The 22,883-nt window shown below is 57.9% G+C and carries 14 protein-coding genes, 1 pseudogene and 2 CRISPR repeat arrays; of the genes and pseudogenes, 8 read left to right on the top strand and 7 right to left on the bottom strand.

Translation table 11 applies throughout. From position 1 onward, the window contains the following. Positions 1-274 (bottom strand): annotated as a pseudogene (locus tag NJC38_RS05115) (RNA-guided endonuclease TnpB family protein); the annotation flags it as partial. 365 nt (positions 275-639) lie between these two features. On the opposite strand from NJC38_RS05115, the gene mntP reads away from it, so the two are divergent. From mntP to cas6f, 8 genes are all read left to right on the top strand, one after another. Beyond that, on the top strand, positions 640-1,206 hold the full coding sequence (gene mntP, locus NJC38_RS05110; RefSeq protein ID WP_253111850.1) for a manganese efflux pump MntP: 567 nt from the start codon (positions 640-642) through the stop codon (positions 1,204-1,206). 125 nt (positions 1,207-1,331) lie between these two features. Further along, the gene (locus NJC38_RS05105) at positions 1,332-1,856 is read left to right on the top strand and encodes a DUF4823 domain-containing protein (protein WP_253111849.1); all 525 of its coding nucleotides are present in this window, start codon (positions 1,332-1,334) and stop codon (positions 1,854-1,856) included. A 143-nt stretch (positions 1,857-1,999) separates the two neighbouring features. Beyond that, positions 2,000-3,707: a CRISPR direct-repeat array (repeat unit 28 nt; unit sequence TTTCTGAGCTGCCTATACGGCAGTGAAG). A 248-nt stretch (positions 3,708-3,955) separates the two neighbouring features. Then, entirely contained in the window at positions 3,956-4,933 is a 978-nt protein-coding gene (gene cas1f, locus NJC38_RS05100) for a type I-F CRISPR-associated endonuclease Cas1f (protein WP_253111848.1), read from the top strand. After that, positions 4,930-8,349 (top strand): type I-F CRISPR-associated helicase Cas3f, encoded by a 3,420-nt coding sequence (cas3f, locus tag NJC38_RS05095; protein ID WP_253111847.1) that lies wholly within the window; start codon positions 4,930-4,932, stop codon positions 8,347-8,349. The genes cas1f and cas3f overlap by 4 nt, the downstream gene beginning before the upstream one ends. 45 nt (positions 8,350-8,394) lie before the next feature. Further along, complete coding sequence (csy1, locus tag NJC38_RS05090; RefSeq protein WP_253111846.1) at positions 8,395-9,756, top strand: type I-F CRISPR-associated protein Csy1; 1,362 nt, start codon at positions 8,395-8,397, stop codon at positions 9,754-9,756. After that, positions 9,749-10,726, top strand: a complete 978-nt coding sequence (csy2, locus tag NJC38_RS05085) for a type I-F CRISPR-associated protein Csy2 (protein ID WP_253111845.1) — start codon at positions 9,749-9,751, stop codon at positions 10,724-10,726. Before csy1 ends, csy2 begins: the two co-directional genes overlap by 8 nt. Positions 10,727-10,758: 32 nt before the next feature. Beyond that, positions 10,759-11,772 carry a type I-F CRISPR-associated protein Csy3 gene (csy3, locus tag NJC38_RS05080; RefSeq protein ID WP_253111844.1) on the top strand — a complete coding sequence of 338 codons (1,014 nt, stop codon included), beginning with the start codon at positions 10,759-10,761 and terminating at the stop codon, positions 11,770-11,772. A 3-nt stretch (positions 11,773-11,775) separates the two neighbouring features. Next, entirely contained in the window at positions 11,776-12,339 is a 564-nt protein-coding gene (gene cas6f, locus NJC38_RS05075; protein ID WP_253111843.1) for a type I-F CRISPR-associated endoribonuclease Cas6/Csy4, read from the top strand. Between the two features lie 130 nt (positions 12,340-12,469). After that, positions 12,470-13,818: direct repeats of the CRISPR family, unit length 28 nt; unit sequence CTTCACTGCCGTGTAGGCAGCTCAGAAA. Between the two features lie 311 nt (positions 13,819-14,129). Here the strand turns inward: cas6f and NJC38_RS05070 are convergent. The 6 genes from NJC38_RS05070 to NJC38_RS05045 form a co-directional block, all read right to left on the bottom strand. Further along, positions 14,130-14,849: a hypothetical protein gene (locus tag NJC38_RS05070; protein ID WP_253111842.1), complete on the bottom strand. Its 720-nt coding sequence runs from the start codon at positions 14,847-14,849 to the stop codon at positions 14,130-14,132. A gap of 315 nt (positions 14,850-15,164) precedes the next feature. Continuing rightward, entirely contained in the window at positions 15,165-18,851 is a 3,687-nt protein-coding gene (locus tag NJC38_RS05065; RefSeq protein WP_253111841.1) for a tubulin-like doman-containing protein, read from the bottom strand. A gap of 111 nt (positions 18,852-18,962) precedes the next feature. Further along, positions 18,963-19,373, bottom strand: coding sequence for a hypothetical protein (locus NJC38_RS05060; protein WP_045482737.1), 411 nt, complete (start codon positions 19,371-19,373; stop codon positions 18,963-18,965). A gap of 33 nt (positions 19,374-19,406) precedes the next feature. Further along, entirely contained in the window at positions 19,407-20,873 is a 1,467-nt protein-coding gene (locus tag NJC38_RS05055; RefSeq protein WP_253111840.1) for a hypothetical protein, read from the bottom strand. Beyond that, the gene (locus tag NJC38_RS05050) at positions 20,870-22,333 is read right to left on the bottom strand and encodes a hypothetical protein (RefSeq protein WP_253111839.1); all 1,464 of its coding nucleotides are present in this window, start codon (positions 22,331-22,333) and stop codon (positions 20,870-20,872) included. The genes NJC38_RS05055 and NJC38_RS05050 overlap by 4 nt, the downstream gene beginning before the upstream one ends. A gap of 184 nt (positions 22,334-22,517) precedes the next feature. Continuing rightward, positions 22,518-22,868: a YceK/YidQ family lipoprotein gene (locus tag NJC38_RS05045; RefSeq protein WP_253111838.1), complete on the bottom strand. Its 351-nt coding sequence runs from the start codon at positions 22,866-22,868 to the stop codon at positions 22,518-22,520. Between the last annotated feature and the right edge of the window lie 15 nt (positions 22,869-22,883).

The raw sequence follows: 22,883 nt of genomic DNA, 5'->3' as shown, positions 1-22,883 counted from the left end.
AGCGGAGCTGGCGCTTTTTGAACTGCTTGCGCCGTGTGACATATTCGTCGGCAACAGCCTGCACCGATTGGCTGTGCAGTCCCAGGTCTTTGCCGGCCCCGTTGGTGTACTTGTGAATGTCGAACGCCGACAGAAAACGACCACGTTCACGAATCAAGCGACTACTCAACTCGTTTACGTAGTTCCACACAAAATTCACAGCGCGAGACGCTTCACGCAGCTGCGCTGCGTGCTTGTCTCGCACTCGAATCTTGAGGGTTTTGGTCGCTTTCATTTCAGTCATGAAACACAGAATAGGGGCGGTTTTATGGATCTTAACCCCTATCAGCGCTTCGCGGTGGCGCTTTCATCCCCCACCTGAAGGAAGGGGCTTTTCGCGCCAGCTTGATAAAGGCGAACCTGAAGAACCTGGCTTACCCAAAAAAACTTCACCCGCCGTTCATCCAGGTCTGTATATAATCGCCGCTTCCGTTGGGGAGTAGCCTGTCAGCGAGCAATCGCTGGCGTTCGTATCAACATTCTCGGCACGTCAGCCGTGGTACGAACACCTTTTAGGTTGGTGAGACCAGCGACATTGCACACGCCTAAAGCCGGGCGCGTTGCCGTGTCGTTGACTCATAGCCCGGCTGGACGTAAACCGTGACCCCGTTTGCCCTTATCTTCCTCGCTCTGGCCATGTCCACGGACGCTTTCGCAGCGGCCATCGGCAAAGGCTCCGCACTGCACAAACCCCGCTTTCTCGAAGCCCTGCGCACCGGCTTGATATTCGGCGTCATCGAAGCCATCACCCCCTTGATTGGCTGGGCCATCGGCCGCGCCGCGTCAGTATGGGTCGCCGACTGGGACCACTGGATTGCCTTCACCCTGTTGATCGGCCTGGGCCTGCACATGATCTACAACGGCGTGAAAGACGACGGTGAGGAAGAACAGGAAAGATCCAGCCAGCACTCGTTGTTCATCCTTGCCGTTACCGCCGTGGCAACCAGCATCGACGCCTTGGCAGTGGGGGTGGGCCTGGCATTTGTCGACGTGAACATTCTGGTTGCCTCAGCGGCGATCGGTCTGGCGACCCTAGTGATGGTGACCATCGGCGTGATGCTTGGGAGAGTGCTCGGCACGATGGTCGGCAAACGAGCCGAGATTGTCGGCGGCGTGGTGCTGATGATTGTGGGCGGGACGATTCTGTTTGAACATTTGACGGCTTGAGCAAAATGCCCGGCAGCTGGGTCTGGCGTTAGCAGCCGTGTGGCCTGCGGCGCCTGATATCCAGCGCTACTCGACAGTCCTTGCCCGGCGCTTGATATTATTGAGCCACAACCCCGGACAAGGACATGTCGATGCGAAGCGTTATTTTTATTGCATTGTCTGCCGCGCTTACAGGCTGCGCAGACTCACATCAATGGATACCTCAACAACAAGCCTTGGCAACTCTCGAACGAACTCAAAAATTTTACGTCTCCACGCCCACTGACGGCGAGTATGGCACTCACACGTACAAGGGCTCAGGGAGGAATACCGCCCAGATCATCCGGGCAGCTCTGGCTAAAGAAGTCCATAGCATTCGTTTGGGGCCTGAGACGAATCACTTTGACCAAGCACTGTATGCAGCACGGGAAGCTGGCCAGGACCTGCTGGTTTTCCCAACGATTCTTCACTGGGAAGATCGCGCAACCGAATGGTCGATGATCCCGGATAAAGTCGAAGTCAAAATCGAGATAGTTCAGGTGCAATCAGGGGACGTTCTGAGCGCCGCCATCATCAAAGGCCGAAGCGGGCTGGCCACGTTCGGAGGCGACCATCCACAGGATCTGTTACCCGAACCTGTGAGTGAGTTTGTGGCAGGGTTGTTTCATTAGAGCCCACGCAGAGCATGGTAGAAATAGAATCGACAAGGTGAAACGCGAGTAAGAACCAACGGCATACCATGGCCAAACAAACACTCTTATGATGTCCGAACGACAGAGACACCTACGACACATTCGATAAGAGCTTCGGTGATTTTCTGAGCTGCCTGTACGGAGGTGAAGGCATCTTTGAAATTCTGATTGAATGCGTTGTTTTTCTGAGCTGCCTATACGGCAGTGAAGGGTGACGCCTGCTGCGTGGACAAATCTGGGCTTTTCTGAGCTGCCTATACGGCAGTGAAGGTGGTGGCTCGTCAGGCGGCGGGTCCTCTGGTTTTCTGAGCTGCCTATACGGCAGTGAAGCGCGCCGCCCGCAATTGAGCCGCCGTGGCGTCTTTCTGAGCTGCCTATACGGCAGTGAAGCTTGTACTGCTGAATATATTCAGTCGTAGATTTTTCTGAGCTGCCTATACGGCAGTGAAGTTGAACCACCACCAGTACCAGGATCAGTGCCATTTCTGAGCTGCCTATACGGCAGTGAAGCTGCCCGGACATGTCTGCCGCCTCGATCTTGATTTCTGAGCTGCCTATACGGCAGTGAAGAATCAACATGCTGCGCCGCAGCGGCCGGTTAATTTCTGAGCTGCCTATACGGCAGTGAAGACGGTCGAGCCGAAGTTTATGGCGATGTTCCATTTCTGAGCTGCCTATACGGCAGTGAAGCCTTCGAAGTGCGCGGCCATCTTCCGGCCAACTTTCTGAGCTGCCTATACGGCAGTGAAGGTGTAGGCCTTCGCCGCTTTGGTGGCCGCATTTTTCTGAGCTGCCTATACGGCAGTGAAGCAGCGTGGTGCCAAGGTCGAATGTCAGCTTTATTTCTGAGCTGCCTATACGGCAGTGAAGCGACGTACCTACCATCGGCCACGGCTCGACGCTTTCTGAGCTGCCTATACGGCAGTGAAGACCACATCATCAACGGCCCGGAAGGCGCAAATTTTCTGAGCTGCCTATACGGCAGTGAAGGGCGTCCCGGAAGCTGTCGGGCCAGGCACCCATTTCTGAGCTGCCTATACGGCAGTGAAGAACAGCGCCAGAGGTTTTGTAAGACCCATTAGTTTCTGAGCTGCCTATACGGCAGTGAAGACACGCTCAGCGACGAGCAGCGCGCTGAGCATTTTCTGAGCTGCCTATACGGCAGTGAAGCTCGACAGTGTTACAGCATGGGTGGAGTCGCATTTCTGAGCTGCCTATACGGCAGTGAAGTCGACCATGCTGCGGTACGCTTCCCGGTTGTCTTTCTGAGCTGCCTATACGGCAGTGAAGGCGATCTGGTCCAGCGACTTCTGGCTATCAGTTTTCTGAGCTGCCTATACGGCAGTGAAGACTAAAATCTTTATGCTTGACGTTGCTCTAGATTTCTGAGCTGCCTATACGGCAGTGAAGTCGATGTATCAAGCACGGCTAGCCTGCGCGCCTTTCTGAGCTGCCTATACGGCAGTGAAGGATCGTATGCCCGGAGGCTCTTGGACCAGGTATTTCTGAGCTGCCTATACGGCAGTGAAGTACTGCTGGCTGGCGTACCACTTGGCGAGCAATTTCTGAGCTGCCTATACGGCAGTGAAGGGGTTCAGTCACGGCGGCACGCTGCGGGATCTTTTCTGAGCTGCCTATACGGCAGTGAAGGTGGCTCGTCAGGCGGCGGCTCAAGCGGTGGTTTTCTGAGCTGCCTATACGGCAGTGAAGTGAAAAAGGAAAGCGTACCCTGAACATCGGCATTTCTGAGCTGCCTATACGGCAGTGAAGGCAACGCCCACGGCGCAGCTCCTGAGGTTTCATTTCTGAGCTGCCTATACGGCAGTGAAGTAGACACAATGCGCCATAACCCTCCGTTTTAAAAGCCAAAAACTTCGTTATCCCGCGCCCGACCCTTTTTTCAGCCCACCCCGTAAGTCATTGATTTACATAGCCACGCCCCACTCCAGAAAAAAGAGGGTCACAAACCCCATCCAGCCACTCATGTCCCGACATAAAAAACACATAGCCCACTGCCATCACTTTCCGCTATAACCCCGCAGCACAAGGACTGCTCTACTTTCACAGTGGTATCTGCCATGGATGACATCAAGGCTTCGGATCTCAAGACGATCCTGCACTCAAAACGCGCCAATATTTACTACCTGCAACACTGCCGCGTTTTGGTAAACGGTGGCCGGGTCGAGTATGTGACTGATGCCGGCAAGCAGTCGTTGTACTGGAACATTCCCATCGCCAACACCACGACCGTACTGTTGGGTACTGGCACTTCCGTGACTCAGGCGGCGATGCGTGAGCTGGCCAAGGCCGGGGTTCTGGTCGGGTTTTGCGGCGGTGGCGGGACACCATTGTTCAGTGCCAACGAGATCGATATCGAAGTCTCCTGGTTTTCTCCGCAGAGCGAATATCGCCCCACCGAGTATCTGCAACGCTGGGTCGGTTTCTGGTTCAAGGATGACTTGCGCCTGGAGGCAGCCAAGGCGTTTCAGCGGTTGCGGCTGACGCACATTCGTCGTCAGTGGCTGGAGCACAAGGCGTTCGACAAGGCCGGTTTCAAGGTCGACCCACAAACGCTGGACGATGCCCTGCAGAAGTCCCTGACAAACATCGAGCACGCGCCAGACCATACCTTTCTACTGACGGAAGAAGCCCGACTGACCAAGCGCTTGTTCAAACTTGCCGCCACGGCGATGAACTACGGTGACTTCGTGCGGGCCAAGCGTGGCAGCGGCGGTGACCCGGCCAACCGGTTTCTCGACCACGGTAATTACCTGGCTTACGGGCTGGCAGCCACGGCGACCTGGGTACTGGGTTTGCCTCACGGGCTGGCGGTGCTGCACGGCAAGACCCGGCGTGGCGGGTTGGTGTTCGATGTGGCCGATTTGGTCAAAGACGGTTTGATTCTGCCGCAAGCCTTTATATCGGCGATGCGTGGCGACGATGAGCAGGCGTTTCGTCAGGCGTGTATCGAACATCTGACCCGTAGTGAAGCGCTGGACTTCATGATCAACAGCCTCAAGGACATTGCCGTGCAACTGGGCGGGGATGTGGCGTGAACATTCTGCTGATCAGCCAGTGTGACAAGCGCGCACTGGTAGAAACCCGGCGGATTCTCGACCAGTTCGCCGAGCGCCGTGGTGACCGAACCTGGCAGACCCCAATCACCAAGGACGGCCTCGACACCTTGCGCCGCCTGCTGAGAAAGTCGGCCCGACGCAATACCGCCGTGGCCTGCCACTGGATCCGCGGGCTGGACCATAGCGAATTGCTGTGGATCGTAGGCGATGCCAACCGATTCAACGAACAGGGTGCGGTGCCGACCAACAGCACCCGCCGCAATGTGCTGCGCGCTGAAGACGAAAACGACTGGCACAGCGCCGAAGACATCAGCCTGCTGGCGCAGATGGCCGCCCTGCTCCACGACCTGGGCAAGTCGAGCGTCGCCTTTCAACAACGGCTGAGAAATCAACTGCGCGACAAGAACCTGTACCGCCATGAGTGGGTGTCGCTGCGATTGTTTCTGGCGTTCGTCGGCAAGAACGACGACGAAACCTGGCTCAAGCGCCTGACCGCACCCGATGCTCAGGACGATGCCAGTTGGCTACAACCCGGCCGTTATCTGCGCGATGGACTGGACGCTGATATCACCTTGCCCTTTCGTCAATTGCCACCTTTGGCAGCAGCGATTGCCTGGCTGGTGGTCACCCACCACCGGCTGCCGACCAAGCCATTCAATGCCCAGCAAGGTGAAAGCAACTGGTTCGGAAAACCGACGCCAGGCATTCAGGTCACGGCACTGGCCGATGTACTTGGTGTCATGACCCACGAATGGAACGAACTCAAGCAGACAGCCGCAGAGAAAGACATCAGTGCCTACTGGGATTTTGCCCATCAGTTACCGGTGCTGTTGCCCAAGTGGCGAAATCAAGCCGCCAAACTGGCTGGCCGTTTACTGACACTGCGTGCCAGGGCCGACAAAGGCGACTGGCTCAATAATCCGTACATCATGCATGTGGCACGGCTGGGCCTGATGCTCGCGGACCACCACTATTCGTCACTCAAAACCGGTGACAGCGGGCGGGTGAAAGGCGACGAGCAATGCCAGCTCTACGCCAATACTCATGGCGGCACGCTCAACCAGCGACTCGACGAACACTTGCTCGGCGTCGCCAGGCTGAGCGCGACAGTCATTCACGGCCTGCCCGGCTTCGAACGCCATTTGCCACGCCTCAAACGCCACAAAGGCTTACGCCAACGCAGCGCCAGCGAGCGCTTTCGGTGGCAAGACAAAGCCAGCGATGCCGCCACTGCCTTGCGTACCCGCGCCGCCGAACAAGGTGCATTTATCGTCAATATGGCGTCTACCGGCTGCGGCAAGACTCTGGCCAACGCCAGGATCATGAACGCTCTCGCCCTCCCTGAGCACGGCATGCGCTGCACCTTTGCCCTGGGTCTACGCACCCTCACGTTGCAAACCGGGCAGAGCTATCGCAACGACCTGCATCTGGGTGAGGACGATCTGGCGATTCAGGTCGGTGGCTCGGCCAGCCGCAAGTTGTTCGAATTTCATCAGCAGCAGGCCGAAGCCTCGGGCTCGGCTTCGATCCAGTCATTGCTCGAAGAAGACAGCCACGTGCGCTATGAAGGCCAGGTCGACAACCATCCGTTGCTGTCAAAGGCCATGCACGACCCGCAGGCCCGCAAGCTGCTTAGCGCGCCAGTGCTGGTGTGCACCATCGATCACCTGATGCCCGCCACCGAAGCCCAGCGCTCGGGGCGGCAGATCGCGCCGATGCTGCGCCTGATGAGCAGCGACCTGGTCATCGATGAACTGGACGATTTCGATCTGGCCGACCTGCCCGCCCTCACCCGCCTGGTGCATTGGGCCGGACTGCTCGGCAGCCGTGTGCTGCTGTCGTCCGCCACCCTGCCGCCGAGCCTGGTAGACGGGATGTTCCAGGCCTACCGGGCCGGGCGCCTGCACTACCGGCGCAATCGCGGCTCGCACGACCAGCACACCTGGCCGCCGGGTAAAATCCCGTGCCTGTGGGTCGATGAGTTCGGCGCCCATAGCGCTAGCTGCGCCAACGCCCAAGACCTCAACGCCCAGCATGAGCAGTTCGTGACGCGGCGCATCAGCGAACTGAGCAAGGTTGCGCCACGCCGCTGCGGCGAGCTGCTGCCGCTGGCGATCAGCGCCAAACAACCCGAAGCCATTCGCAAGGCATTTGCTGCCCATATTCGTCAGGCAATGTTCAAGGCCCACGCCTGGCATGCCGAAACTTGCCCACGCAGTGGCAAGCGGGTCAGTTTCGGGCTGGTGCGCATGGCCAATATCGAACCGCTGTTCGATGTCGCCCTAGCGTTGTTTCGCCTGGGCGCCGACGAGAATCACCGCATTCATCTTTGCGTGTATCACTCACGTTTTCCGCTGCTACTGCGCTCGGCCATTGAAGCGCAGCTCGACAGCACCTTGAACCGCCGCGATGAAAAAGCGGTTTACCACCGAGCGGAGATTCGCAGCGCTATTGATGGGTCGCCAGAGCAGAATCATCTGTTCGTGGTGCTGGGCTCGCCGGTAACCGAGGTCGGCCGGGATCACGATTACGACTGGGCGATTGTCGAGCCTTCGTCGATGCGCTCGTTGATTCAGTTGGCGGGGCGTATTCAGCGTCACCGAAACCGGCCTTGTGAATCGCCCAATGTGCTGATATTCGATACCAACCTGAAGCATTTCGAGCAGGCCGGTAAAGCTGCGTTTGTGCAGCCGGGTTTCGAACTGCGAGTCGACGATACGAATCACGCCTTCCGCCTGACCAGCCACCGGCTGGACAAGCTGATGCTTGAAGACGAGTACCGCATGATCACTGCTCTGCCCCGCATCCGGCCGCGCCCGGCGACGGATCTTAAACCCAAGCAGAGCCTTGTGGACCTGGAACACGCCCGCCTTGCCGCGCAGATGCTGCCCAAGGATCACTCGGCGGCCACCCGCCCCCCTGCACGTGGCGTCAGACCTCAACCGCTACCACTGGATGCCGCTTGCGCCTGGCAATACCCGCAGGCCGCGCTGACCTGGCTGCTGCCGCAGCACCAACGGTTTCGTGAGCAAACAAGCGATGACGTCGAATTGCTGTTCCTGCCTGATGAAGATGAAGACGCGCTAGTGCTGCATCGGATTCATGAAGAAGCGAAGCGGGGCGTTCCAGAGATTCATACCTCAGCGCAAGGTCAACTGACGGGCATCGACCTCGACAGCCAGTTAGGTCCGAGGATTGCGCCATGGGGACGGCATGACCTGATGACATTGCTGGAAGAACAGGCAGAGGAAAACGGGATCTCGCTGCGGGCGGCGGGGGAGAGATTTTCGGTGGTGACGGTGCGCGAGAGCCGGTTTGGCTGGCGGTATCACCCGGTTTTGGGGTTTTCAAAAAGAGGAGCCAGCAACCTAAAAAGTACGAAACCTGATCAATGAATTTCCGTTATGGCTTGTACCAAGTCAATTGCCAAGGTCTGTGACATGGATGAAGGATCTAAAGCTACAACTCGCTCCACTCGGTTCCGTGAGGCAATCAGCGCGTTCATTAACGATCGCAAAGAAGCCAAGCTCAAGGGCAGTGACGATATAGAAACAGTCGCCAAATACGACTACAGCATCTGGCTGGCAGACGCCGTCCGGAGATCTGAGCAAATCAAGATAGTCACGCACCCCGTCAAAGCGACTCATGGAGACATTAAAAAAGCCACTAGCATTCATGTTGTTCCGACGTCGTTGCCACAACATACAGAGATAGGAACGCACAATCTGGGGGAAGACTACAGTGTCGATGTCGCCGGTAATGCCGCCGCGTTGGACGTCTACAAATTCCTCAAATTGGAGATCGAAAACCGTCAAATTCTGGATTGGCTGCACGACAACGACGCTGACCTGCTACTAGCTCTGGACGCAGACCCGGTAACCGCAAATGAATGGGCCGAAACTTTCAAAAACTTGATCCGTCCAGCCACTACGTTAGTCAGCCATGTTCTGGCCAAACAGTTGTATTGGTGTACATCTGGCGAGCCTGCCGACAATACCGGTTTTCACCTACTGCAACCGCTCGCCTCCAGCAGCTTGGCGCATACAGTGCATCAAGACATTAACGATGCCCGTTTCGGGGAAGTCAATAAGGCTGCCAGACAAGCCCGACGTGATGGCAAGCACCATGAGGATCAGTATCACGACTATCGCAACCTGGTCGTGCGCAAGCTGGGAGGTACCAAACCTCAGAACATCAGCCAGCTAAACACTGAGCGTGGTGGTGTGAACTATCTACTGGCCTGCACCCCACCCCAATGGCGACAGGCCAAGTTTCCTAAGCTGCTGCGCATTGAGACGATTTTCAGCCGCTTCAGGTGGCATGACTCCGTGCCGGAGCAGTTGAAGGAGCTGACAACACTGCTTAAAAGCGATCCGCCGAAAATCAAGCCAACCCGCTTGACTCGCGAAGCTCTTGAACAAGCCCTTGGCCAATCTTTGGCCGAGTTCGGCCTGATAACCCGAGAACTATTCGGGGCCGGCTGGACGCGAAGCCCCGACTGCAAACTCTCCCTGCACGAACAGCTCTGGCTCGACCCTGAGCGCTGCAAACTGGAGCTTCGCGATAGCCATCTTGAAGAGGATCAGGCCTTCAACGCCGCTTTCCTCTGGGAAGACTGGCCAGCACAGGTCGCGCATGCCTTCGGCCAATGGCTGAACGCGTATCTGCGCGAGCAAGGTTTGCCCGTTGGCGATACAGAGCAAGTGCATTGGGCCAAGCAAGCCATCGTCGATGCCGACAGACCAGTTCCCTCTGGGCTGCTGTCACTGGCTAAAGCAAGGGAGGAAGTCAATCATGGCTAAGTGTCCGTACTTCGAGTACCTGCTGGTCATTCCGCATATCCGCGTGCAGAACGCAAATTCAATCTCCAGCCCACTGACCCATGGCTTCCCGTCAATGACGGCCTTTCTGGGCCTGATGTGGGCGCTTGAGCGCAAGACCACCGAAGCCGGAGTGGACCTGCAGTTCAATGCCATCGGTGTAGTCGCCCACTCCCATGAGGAACAGGTGACCGAAGGCGGTTTCGTAAATAGCTTGCGCCTGACCCGTAACCCAATCGACAAAGACGGCAGCACAGCGGCCATCGTCGAAGAGGGTCGCATGCATATGGAGATTAGTCTGGTATTCGCCGTCCAGAGCCTGACCCTGCTAAAAGACCTGACACAAGCTGAAAGCCTGGCCGCAAAGGTTCGCGATCTGTTGTCGCAGATGCGCATTGCCGGGGGCAGCGTGATCCCGTCAAAAGCTCCGCGCTACAAGCAACAGCCTTACATCGTCGCCTTTGAAAACGATGATACCGCTCGTGAAGCCCTGTTCAGAAAGCTGCGCCTGCGCCTGCTGCCCGGCTTCGTTCTGGTCGAACGCCAAGATCTTCTGGAGCAACGCCAGACAGCGCTCAAGGCCCAGCAAGGGCATGCCTCGCCACTGGATGCCTGGCTGTCACTGTCGCGGATCAACTGGCACAGCACAGCAAACGAAGACCCAGCCAAAAAAGCCGACTGGTCCCACGACCGCAACGGCTGGGTCGTCCCCATTCCACTTGGCTACGGCGCATTGAGCGAACTGCAACCCGCAGGCTCAGTCGCCAATACCCGCGACAAGGAAACGCCGTTCCGCTTCGTTGAAAGCCTGTACGGCATTGGCGAGTGGCTCAGCCCGCATCGCCTGCAAAGCGCTGAACAGTTGCTGTGGTATGCCGACTCGCAACCCGAAAACGGCCTGTACCGCTGCCGCAACGACTATCGCCCTGCCGAAACTCACCACTTCGATTAAGCATTCTCCATCTTCGTAAAAGGTATTTGAAAATGGCTAAAGATGATCTGAAAACCGCTTCCGTACTGGCCTTCGAACGCAAACTCGATCCTTCCGACGCGTTGTTTTACGCCGGTGACTGGCAAACCCGCAAAGACTGGACACCAGTCGCCATCCGCGAAAAATCGGTACGCGGCACCATCTCCAACCGTCTGAAAACCAAAGACCTGGACCCGGCCAAGCTGGATGCCCAGATCGAGAATCCAAACCTGCAAACCGTCGATGTCGCCGCCCTGCCCCACAATGCCGATACCCTGAAAGTCAGCTTCACCCTGCGCGTGCTGGCAGGCACCGGCCAGCCTTCGGCTTGTAACGATGCCGCCTACCGGGAAAAGCTGCTGGCCACGGTCAAGGGCTATGTCGACAGCAAAGGCTTTGCCGAGCTGGCCCGCCGTTATGCGCACAACTTGGCCAACGGGCGCTTTCTGTGGCGTAACCGAATTGGTGCAGAGCAGGTTGAAATCGAAGTCGCTCGACTGGTCGATGGCAAACCGGCAAGCCACTGGACGTTCGACGCTCTTGAGCTGTCTCTGCGTAACTTCGACGCCAGCAGCAAAGCCATCGACGAACTCAGCCAGTTGATCGCCAGCGGCCTGGCGGGCGAGCAGCATGTGCTGTTGGGTATTACGGCCTATGTGCGAGTGGGGGCCGGCCAAGAGGTGTTCCCTTCCCAGGAGTTGATTCTCGAGCGTGGCAGCAACGGCAAGAGTAAAACGCTGTATCACGTGGATAAAATCGCCGGTATTCACTCGCAGAAAATCGGCAACGCCATTCGCAGCATCGACACCTGGTATCAGGAAGCCGACGTCAACGGCCCGATTGCCGTTGAACCCTACGGTTCGGTCACCACTCAAGGCAAAGCCTATCGTCAGCCACGCAACACCAAGGATGACTTCTACACCTTGCTCGATGGCTGGGTACTAAAAGACAAAGTGCCGGAGCCAGACCAGCAACACTTCGTCATCGCCACCCTGATCCGCGGCGGCGTATTCGGTGAGGCGGGCTAAGCCATGGACCATTACCTTGACCTGCATTTGTTGCCGGACCCGGAATTTCCGGCGACGCAACTGATGAGCGCTTTACTTGCAAAGCTGCACCGGGGGCTGCATGACCTGCGCCGCGATGACGTGGGTATCAGTTTTCCGGGTATCGAAGGCAAATCTGCCGGGCTGGGCTCACATTTACGCCTGCACGGTACAGCGCAAACTCTGGATGTGCTGCTTGCGCTTAACTGGCTGACAGGCATGCGTGACCATGTGCGGTTGGGAGACTTGAGCCCGGTCCCCGCCACCGCCCGACACCGGACTGTCAGCCGTGTCCAGGTTGACAGTAGCCCTGAACGTGCTCGCCGCCGTCTGATCAAGCGTCACGGCATCAGCGAAGAACAGGCCCGCGAGCGTATCCCGGACCACGCTGCGAAGCGCTGCCACCTGCCTTTCGCACAACTGCGTAGTCAGACAACCGGCCAGCACTTCAGACTGTTCATCCAGCATGGACCGCTACTGGATGCGCCCAAAGCGGGAGCATTCAACGGATACGGCTTGAGCAACACCGCTACGGTCCCGTGGTTCTGACCCTCTTTTTCGAGGCCCAAGAGGCTGCTTGTAAAATCAATAACTTACGAGCAGCCTTGAGAAAAGGGTCCGTAAGGGTAAAGCAGAAGATTCTCTTTTAAAGACATAGAGTTATCGAGGTAATTCTCTACTTCACTGCCGTGTAGGCAGCTCAGAAAAAACCTCGCGCGGCCCGGAAGGCGAGCAGCGCCTTCACTGCCGTGTAGGCAGCTCAGAAACATGGAAAACGTGTGTGGTCACCGGCTGGACGCTTCACTGCCGTGTAGGCAGCTCAGAAAAAGTCAGTGAACAGGCTTGTCCCCGTCGAAAGCTTCACTGCCGTGTAGGCAGCTCAGAAAGCCTGGCAGCCAAGGTACTGACTGGTGCGATCCTTCACTGCCGTGTAGGCAGCTCAGAAAGCGCTATCGTGCTCCCGAAGGCTCAGGGCGAACTTCACTGCCGTGTAGGCAGCTCAGAAATGCGACATAGAGAAAATGGAGCGGTTGATGGCCTTCACTGCCGTGTAGGCAGCTCAGAAAGGTAACGGCGGGGCTGCCATGGTTGACCTCTACTTCACTGCCGTGTAGGCAGCTCAGAAAAGCCACCGCTTCACGTTCGAAACCACCGGCCTCTTCACTGCCGTGTAGGCAGCTCAGAAAGGGCCGGTCCCGCGCAGTTTGCTTGCCGATCACTTCACTGCCGTGTAGGCAGCTCAGAAAAGTGACTTGGCTCCGAACTTGCTTTCCGACCACTTCACTGCCGTGTAGGCAGCTCAGAAACAGTCCCCGACGGCGTCACATTCGTCAAGCGGCTTCACTGCCGTGTAGGCAGCTCAGAAAAACGTGGCCAGCAAGCAGATTCGTGGCCGCATCTTCACTGCCGTGTAGGCAGCTCAGAAAAAGCGCAATCAGCACTGCGTTCTGAAGAACATCTTCACTGCCGTGTAGGCAGCTCAGAAATTGGTACGCAGGCGCTGAGCGTCGATCGCCTTCTTCACTGCCGTGTAGGCAGCTCAGAAACTGCAGGATGCTTATGTCGAGCAGCTCGACAGCCTTCACTGCCGTGTAGGCAGCTCAGAAAGAGGCGTTCGGCGGCGAAGGCGCGCAAGTGATCTTCACTGCCGTGTAGGCAGCTCAGAAATATACGACTGCCGCAACTGCGGCCAGGACAACCTTCACTGCCGTGTAGGCAGCTCAGAAACATGTGGTGCGGGCCGGGCGGCGGCCCTTGATCTTCACTGCCGTGTAGGCAGCTCAGAAATATCAACCACAACACATCAGGCGGGCTCGGTCCTTCACTGCCGTGTAGGCAGCTCAGAAAAGATCCATTCGTACCGGTAGTGCGCTGGGTTGCTTCACTGCCGTATAGGCAGCTCAGAAACACTCGCCAGTGGGAACAGCCATGGTCGGTGCCTTCACTGCCGTGTAGGCAGCTCAGAAAATTGAATAGCAGCACAGACGACATCATTCGTCCTTCACTACCGTGCAGGCGGCTTAAACAATCGATGGTTCAACGTTGAACATACGAACTGATACCGATCAGTCAAGACCGGTTCAGTTCAGTAAAGAAGAACCTGCCGACATCCTTGGCGGCTGGAGAATACAAAGCGACATTAACAACAGATGCAGTGTTTTTACCGGCCTCTTCGCGACCAAGGTCGCTCCTACAAGGAGTACGTCAGCCTTTGATCGGCATTACTACTGCGATGTCCACCAAGGTACATCCCGGGCTCCATGAAACAGCCCTGCATGGCTTTGTCCGGTAACCGGAAATTCAAAGCCAGGCAGGTCTTATGACATGCCTGCGCTTGATCAATTGATAATCGACCTGATCACGTCTTTATTCTGCTGCTGTTGCCCCTGCGTCTGCCGTTGCGGTTGTTGCTGCTGACGCTGAAATTGCTGCATCTGCTGCCCCTGACGAATGATGTCGTCAGTGCTGCTGCCGGAAGAGGCATTGAACGGCGGACGGTTGAAGGCATTCGCCGGAGCCACGTAGTTACCTGAGTTCTGTGCCCGCTGTTGCTGAGCTGCACGCTCTTGAGCACGCTGACGTTGCTCGCGAACAGCTTGCTGCTCTTGAGCAAGCTGTTCGCGCCGACGCTGTTCTTCAACGCGCTGCTCACGCAACTCCTGAGCCTGACGATCCAGCTCTTCGCTTCTGCGCCGCGCTTCAAGCTCGTCCTGAGCCGCTTGCGCGCGGGCCTGCTCCTGACGAGCACGCTCGGCGGCGGCCTTTTGTGAGGCTTCGGCTTGTAGCCGGGCCTGCTTGTCATCTTCGACCTTCTGCAGTCGGGCCAGGTCGGCTTGCGCCTGTTGCTTGAGACTCAGGGCACGTGGTTCGTTGCGGTCTTTCTGCAGTGCGCTGTCGGCATTGTCGATGGCGCAGCGGTAGTCTTTTTTACCCAGGCAGTTCTTGCCGGCCGCAATGGCCTGCTCGATCATTTGCTGGTCATGCTTGTTGCCCAACTGCTGCAGACCATAAGCACCTACGCCCAAAACAGCAACGAGGGCCAGGCCGATCTTGCTCATGCGCCGCTTCGGCGGCACAGGCGCCGCAGTATCGGCTGCTGGCAAAGGTGCTGGAGCTGGAGCTGGAGCCGGAGGCGGCGGTGTCGGCGCTGCTGCGGCAGGTGCCGGTGCAGGTTGAGGCGCAGGCGCCGGGGCGGATGTTGCCGCAGGCACCGGGACTGGCGCAGGCGGCACCACTCGCAGAACCGGCGCAGCACGCGCCATGAGCGTGCCGCAGAACGGGCAGTGATTCACCGGCCCCGCGAGTGGCTGGGCACACATGTTGTTCAGGCAGGCAGCAGGAAACTGCAAGGCTTTGGCTGTCTCAGACATGGCTCAACTCACTGGCGGTGGCGGTGGCGGTGGAATGCTGGCTGCCGCTGGCGGGCCGCCGACCGGTGGCTGGAACAGTGAGGCCAGCTCAACGATTTGCCCGGCGCCTTGCCAACCGGCCATGCCCTCACGCCACAACTGGCTGTCGCGGGTTACCTGGCCGCTTTGCACGTACTGTTGCAATTGCGCGGTGGTGTACGGACCGTAGGTGCTGCCGGCCACACTCAAGTGGTAGCTGTATTGCGGCAGCGCAGCGGGTGGTGGCGGCGGTGCGAAGCCGCCCGGGGCCGGCGGTGGTGGCGGTGCGGCAACGGCTGGCGCAGCGACCGGCGCGGTTGCGGGTGTCTGGGCATTGAGCAGGTTATCCAGCCAGCCCTCATTGAAGAACTCATTGCGCACGCTGATTTTTTCAGCGTGTTCAGGATGGACTTCGTCGTGATAAACATCGGCACGTGAGCCAACCACAAATTGACTGAACTGCCCCAACGCCGCCTCTGCACTACGGACCAGATGGTCTTCCTGACCTGGAACCTGACGCTTGAGGCGCGCCTTGTATTCATTTTTGAGCAGTTCGGCAATCTTGAACGGGAACGACTGAAACGACTCGGAGGCGCCCTGCTCGTCAATACGCTTCTGCGCCTTATAGGCACTGCGGCTCATCTCGTCGAACACCACGACCAACGCGGCAACCTGAGCATCGTTGAGACGCTGGGTGCGGCTGCGCACCTGATTCTCTATGTCACCGCGATGCACCGGCTTGAAGCCGCTTTGGCGAATCGAGAACTCATCACCGATGGTGAAGTCTTCTTTATCGATGTAGAACTCGTACAGGTTGTTGTCCAGGCGCTTGAGCACACCCAAGGCAATGGCGTGCAGGTAGAGCTTGAAGTCTTCTGCAAACTGCCGGTATTGCTCTTGCGTAAACTGGATGGGTTGCACGAACTGACTGATGCGCTTGTGCACATGCAGCGGGATCGCGGTGCTTTCCTTGCGGTAGCTGGCCAGGTAGGTCGGCAACGGGGTCAGCGCCGGCATCGGGAAGCCCGACAACTCGGTGAAGCAGATCAGTTTGCCCGGCGTGCCCGACTCGACAAACTGAATCTGCCCGGCGTTCAAACCGGTGCCTTGTGGCAGGCACTGGCCCAGCATCGCACCGTAAACCCGCTTGAATTCGCTGGCGTCGTTGACGCCGATCAGGCAGGTGTAGCGGTCTTTATTGATATTGAAACCGCCAGTGAGGTTAAGCGGCGTCCACGGCATGGCACGCTGCAGCAACTGGCGGAACTTCTCGCGCTGCTCATCCGGGTTCAGGGCGCCTAACGCGGCCATCAGCGGGTCTGCGGCCGAAGCCTGCCGGGGCAATTGCTGTACCGATTTGTTACGCAGTTTCGACAGCAACTCTTCCTGGCCTTCTTCGGTCTGCAGCTTGCCGAACAGCACTTTGGAACCGCCAAAATCCTTGAACGCGTCTTTGGCCCACTCACGCACGTCCGGGTTTTCACCCATGGCTTCTTCGCTGTTTTGCACCAGCGTCAGCGCAATCAGGGTGGCGTGTTCCTCCTTGATGCTGGCGTCGATCTTGGCGATATCGGTGTCGATACGTTTGAGCAATTGGTTGACCGCGTTGCGGCCATCTTGCAGGCGACCGACAAAACCATTCCAGACCGGCTGGCCGTTGTGGTCCACCGACTCTTTACGGCCCAGCCACTCGGAAACATCACGCAGCAGCAACGCAGCTTCGCGGGCCGCGACAAAGCGGACATAGAACAACAGGCTTTCGCGCAGGGTGTCTTTGATCTGTCCCAGAACCGTGTCGGCCTGTTTGTCTTTACCACTCAGGCGGGCAAACAAGCCCTTGTCGGTAGTTTCCTTGAGGCGCTCGAACTCACGTGCCAGTTCGGCAGACTCAAGCTTCTCGGACAGTTCGCGAAAGCGCGCGGCGTTCTTTTCCAGCGCCGGGATAATCCCGCCGCCCTCGTTTTCCAGACGGTCCTTGAGCATTTCGACCAAGGCCAGGGTGTAATCCAGGCCACCGCGCTCGTCGTCGTCCAGACGGCGGAACAGTTTTTCCGGCAAGGCATCTTCGCGGGTCAGTTCAGCCAGTCGCTTGAAGCGATTTTCACGAATCCGCACTTCGTGGTTGCGCTCGGCGCTGTCCACCGAGCTGCCCTTGGTGTCGCGCTCCAACTGCTGCTGGATTTCACGCACATGGGTCAACCACTGCTCTTTATCCGCGCCACCACTTTGCAGGCGCTCAAACAAAGCTTCGACTTTCTGCTCGATCTGGCCAGTGACGCTGATGTCACCGTCGACCTGCAACAAGTCGTCAGCGATCTGATAATGGGTAAACTCACCCGTTGCCACAGTCAGCTCAACACGCGACAGAAACTCGGGCAACTCGGTGAACGTGCGCGGGGTCACGTTGAGCTGTTCTTTGAGAAACTCATCGCGCTCTTTATCGGTAGGCCGGTTGCCGCCGGCAGCCGCACTGGCCACGCCGAAAAATGCCTTGAGCATCTGCTGCACCTGGCGGCACAAGCGCACGTTCTGCCGAGCGTCGATGCGAGTGTCCAGCGTTGCCTGGCCAATCGAGGAGTAGCTGCACGGGAAGCGCAACTCGGTGTTGTCACCGTAGTCCTGGGGCAGACGCACGGTATAAGAGCGGATCTTGTGCTGGTTCTGGTTGACCGCGATCGAGCGCTTCTTGTTAGCGAAGTCCTGCGAGGTGAAGTCGGTGAACAACACGTCAGAGAGCATCTCGTAGATGTCTTCCTGATCGCTGGTCTTGGCCTGGGCGATGTTGGTGTTATCGATGATGTAGACATCATCGTAAGGGCGCGTGTCGATAAACAGGTTATCGGTGGCGTCCCAGTGCTTGAGCAATGGATTGCCGCGCATGCAGGTTTCCAGCTCCATCAACGCCGCATAGCCGTTAGCCTGCACGCGCTCGGTGTTGTAGGCATGAAAGCCGCCGGGCAATACAAAAAACAGATCGACCTTACCGGCGATGTTGCTCTCTTTAAGAATCGCCTTGGCCAGGTAGCCCATGTCCAGAAACGAGCCCGAACCGGTGCCGCCAGCAGCAGAGCCGGTGATCACGATGCGGATCTTTCCAGGCTCGATTTCCAGCCCGAGCTTTTTCAGTTTGTCGGCCTGGGCACCGATATTGCTCAGCAGGCGGCCGACCTTGTCGCGCAGTTTGTCGCGAATGGTCGGGTACTTGTCGAAGAAGTACAGGCGCGACAGAGCGCGAATCTGCCCGGCGCCCTTGGACGGGTCGATGCCCAGATGGCGGATCTTTTCCGGGGTTAGCGGAAACCACTCGGCCACTTCGCGGTGCCGGTTGAGCTCGTCGATGGAGTGGGTGTACTTGCTCAGGTTGAGCTGCTCGATGATCTTTTCTTCCGAGGTGAAGCTCACCTGCTCGGCCAGCACGTCGGTTTTCACCGACTTGCCGTCCTGAGTGACTTCGCCGGAATCGAGGTCGAAGTTGACAAATTGCACCACCGGGAAATCGGCGATCTGCTGCACCTGGCTATTGCCGCCCCAGATGGCATTGAGAATACGCCGGCGCACGCGGATGTTGACCTTCATCCCCGTACCGCCAAGGGCGATGAACAGCGTCGGGTGAATCTTCTCGACGATGGGGGTCGTTGCCGTCGCGCCGGTTGGCTGTGCAGTGTCGCTCATTGAAAACTCCATGTGCCCGGGCCGGGCAGGCCGAGTGGCTCGGCATTGATCCAGATATTCAGTACAGGCAACCACGGCCGCAAGATGCCGTGGTCATGGCAAGCGCTTTGCTCAGCGCTTGGCAGAGAAGGTCATCAGCCAAGCCACCAACGAGATCGCTGCCACAGCACCGAGCGGCGCGAAATACAACGGCGCCAGGAACTGGCCCGAATTGATCACGGCAAGCACGGCCATGGCTGCGACCATCAGCAATCCCAGGAACAGAAACCAGGCCGAGGCGTTGGCACGGCTGGGCGCCACGCGCTCACGCACCCGCCAGTTGGCGTAAGCGTTCTTGATCACGAAGAAGACAATCGCCAGCACCACCAGCACGGCAACGCCAATCAGCGCATCGCGGCTGTCGACTTTTTTCGGTCCCAAGTCCAGCGGTACAGGCGCGGCAAGAGTACTTGTGGTGGTTGCCGGAGCTGCTGCCTCGGTAGTGCTTTGGATCGGGGCTGGCAGTGCGCTGGTCTGGGCCATTTGAAAAACTTCCTTGAGAGACTTGAGAGTGAATTACTTGAGACGCACAGCGATATCAGGGGCCTGGTCTTGCAGACGCGCACCGAACAGGCCACGTTTCAACGTTGCGACCTTGTTCTGACGGGCGTCATAGACACCCACACTGGCAAACGGTTTGAGTGGATAAGGCTGGGTCATGCCTTCCACGGCAACGGTGAACGTTTTCTTGCCGCCCAGCATGGCGAGCAGCAGCAACAAACCGATCAACAACGCCACGAACAAGCCAAGCAGCAATAGCACAGGCCCCAACGGGTAGCTGACTTGCAACACGATTGGCAGACGCGTTGCCGAACTGCTGGCATCGCTTGAGGGCACGAACACATCGGGCAAGGCATCACCGGGAAACAGTTCGTTCATGCGTTTGACGAAATCCTGAGAAATGCGCAGTTGCTGCTCGCTCAAACGCACTTCAATGGCGCCAGAACGCTGATAGCCGCTGGAAAAAATCACTTCACTGGACCATTGAGACGGCAAAGGCGGCAATTGCAGGCTGATCGCCAACGGCGCGGAACGTGCGCCGGGCTCAAGGTCACTGATGCGCGCCAGCGAAATACTCGACTGCAAGGCTTCGCCCGGCATGTCCAGCGCCATGTCGATCTTTGCATCGTGAATCTGGTAGGGGTTGAACTGATTCTCGAACTGCCCCAACAGCACCGCCGTTTTAGGTGAGCTGTCGACCTTGATATTGAGCACCACCGTCTGCTGATCAGGCGCCAGCTCAGCACTGACGTCCTCGGTGTCCTGCACACCAGTGGGGATGAAACGCACCGCCGATCGCGTCAGTGGTTTCAGCCGCACATGATTGTCGTTGAGCAGGCTGGACAAGGCCGGCTGAGCCAATACCTGTTCCAGCGCAGCACCGGCACTCTTGCCATAGGCCAAGGCATAGATCATCAGGCCATTGGCTTGATAGTTAGGACCTTTTACCGGCATCTTCTGTGGGAACGCCGCAATCCGGCTGATCGACTCATCCTTGTGCAGCAAGTCATAGAACTCGCGATTCTTGAGCTGCGTTTCACCACTGTTGTTCGGGCTGTTCTTGTTGTTGGTGATGATCCACACAATCCCTTCACGACCCTCAAGGCCGGTGGTGATTGCAGCCAGCAACGCTTCCTTGAAATCGGTGTCTGCGTAAGCGCCGCCCGACTTGCGCGCCAGGTTCAATTGGTTGACGCTTTCAGCCAGCTTGCCGTGGGTACCGGGCCCCCGGTAAGTCCATTGCGGCGAGGGGTGCGAGTTGTCGGCCTGGTTAAAGCCACCGACCACCACTTCGCCGTCACCCGCCGCCATGGCTGCCAGTTTTATGACCAAAGGCTTGAACGCAGATGCCGGGTCCAAGTAGAACGGCTCCATCCAGCCGGAGTTCTGTACCAGAAACACTTGGCGCAGCGGCTGCGCCGAGGCCGTGGCGCAGGTCAACGCCAACATCAGCGTAGCGGCGCGAAGCATCAGCTGTTTCATTCGGCTTTCCATCGGTAGAGCGCTCCACTGGAATCGATGTACAGCCACATCGCGTTATCGAAAAAGAACCATTGGGCTTTCCAGGGTTCGCTGACCAACGCCTTCAAAGCAAAACCAATGCCGCCAACCTGATCAAGCCGATATTGCACATCGGCTTTCTGCTCGCTCTGGAGAAACTCATCCAGCGGGCGGCTCTGCTGGGCTCGCATCGACAACAGCAGGCGCTCAGCGGTGAACTCGACAAACGGATACACCACTTCGCGGGTCGTGGGTTCGAGGTTTTCGTCGTGTTCATCCCATGGCCGTTCCAGGCGGATGTTGTATTTAAAGCTCAGGTGCCCGGTGCCCAGCCGATAGCCCTTCACCGGACGGGACGGGTCGGTTGCACCGACATCCAGTTGCAGATAGCTCAGGCGCTCATCGCTGGACACTTGCTGCCACAAACCACTGCCATCGCGAAAAGGCGGGCCTTGCTCAGGGTATGCCGTGGCGCCATCTGGCCAAGGATGCCATTGGGCTTGCACGGCCATGCCCTGACGCAGGCTCAAATAACCGTGTTCACCAATCCACAGCAAACGTCGTGAAGAAGGATCGCGCACGGGCGCTGAAAGCCGGGTCATACGCTGCGGATCAGCATCAGCGACCGGGTAGTGCTCCCAGCCGGTATTCGTCGGGCTGACCAAACGCACGCTGTCATCGCTCATGACCAGCGGTAGCCAGGCACGATCTTCCAGATCCCCAGGCCCAGCCAGTGCCCGGCCCTCTTTACGCTGGGTCCGGTACTTGAGAGACACCGGGTCGACCTTTATCAGGACCGCCCCCTCTTCACCGCCCAAAAACAAGGCGTTGGTCCCATCAATGGCAAGCAGGCTGACTGACCAGGCCCAGTTCTCCAGCCGAGTACGCCCGATTGGCACACTCTCGGCATGCAGCTCTTGCCATTTACCCGCGCCGCGTAACCACAGAAACAGGCTGCCTTCACGACCCAATGCGAACAACGCATCGCGGTAGCCGCCCACATTGGCGACAAAGAAGTTCAAGCCGTTCTTGCGTGGCAGTTCGATGATTTCTTTGCTGTCGTTGAGATCGCGAGCGCCGCTGTGCTGCAAGCGCTGGAACACGCCAGACACAATCTTCTGCGCCATTGCGCACTGGCCATCGGCGATCACCCGCGAGCCACTACCGTCACCATAAGGCGGCAGCCAACAGCTTCGGGCATTCCAGGCAGGAGCAGGCAGCGGCTCGCCGCTACTGGGGCAGAACTTGAAGGCTGCGGGCAGGTATTGACTGGAAGAACCGGGTGCCAACCGGGCACCGGCGAGATAGTCCAGATCGACCAGGCAATCGCCAGTGTCTACGCCAGCGATGCTGCGCAACGAGAAACGGCCATCAGGGGTTTGCTGCCAGATCTGATTACCAAACGTCCAGGTGTGCACACCGTCCTTTGTGGCTGTATCCATAAATTCCTGCTTTGCACTTGAGCCAACCGGCCAGCCTGAACATCAGCGCTGCCAGCGATAGGTAGATTCGGGTGTCATTTGCGAAGCGGTGACAACGCGATAAGTAACAGCATTTTGCCAGCTAATCATCCAGCAAAACAATGCCATATCAAGGATGCAGGCCGCGCAGCAGTGCGCAACAGGCTCACTTGACGTTGCCTGGTTGCCAAGTCGAATTGGGAATCACAATGTTGCCGTCGGCCATCTGGCGATAGAGGGTGTAAGGCAACACGACGGTGTCGAGCACTCCAGATATTGCGCCATCAAGCAGCACACCGGCCAGCAGCCCGCCACTTTTGTCAGTGTTGCTGGCCGGTTTGGCGTTCAACTGGCAGAAGTTGTAAGTAACACCGCTGTAAACCCGGGCGATCTCATCGCAATGAGTATTGAGTTTGCGCAGTTCGCGGCCACTGTACTCATCATCACGAAACACTGTATTGATGGTGCCGCAACCACTGAGCAGCAGGATTGCCAACCCTAAAATTCCTTTTCTCATTCCTGTATCCCTGTC

Origin of the sequence: Pseudomonas sp. 21LCFQ010, from assembly GCF_024129905.1 — a bacterium.
Lineage (GTDB): Bacteria > Pseudomonadota > Gammaproteobacteria > Pseudomonadales > Pseudomonadaceae > Aquipseudomonas.
Note: the sequence above shows the minus strand (reverse complement) of the source record. Positions and strands in the feature narration are given on the sequence as shown.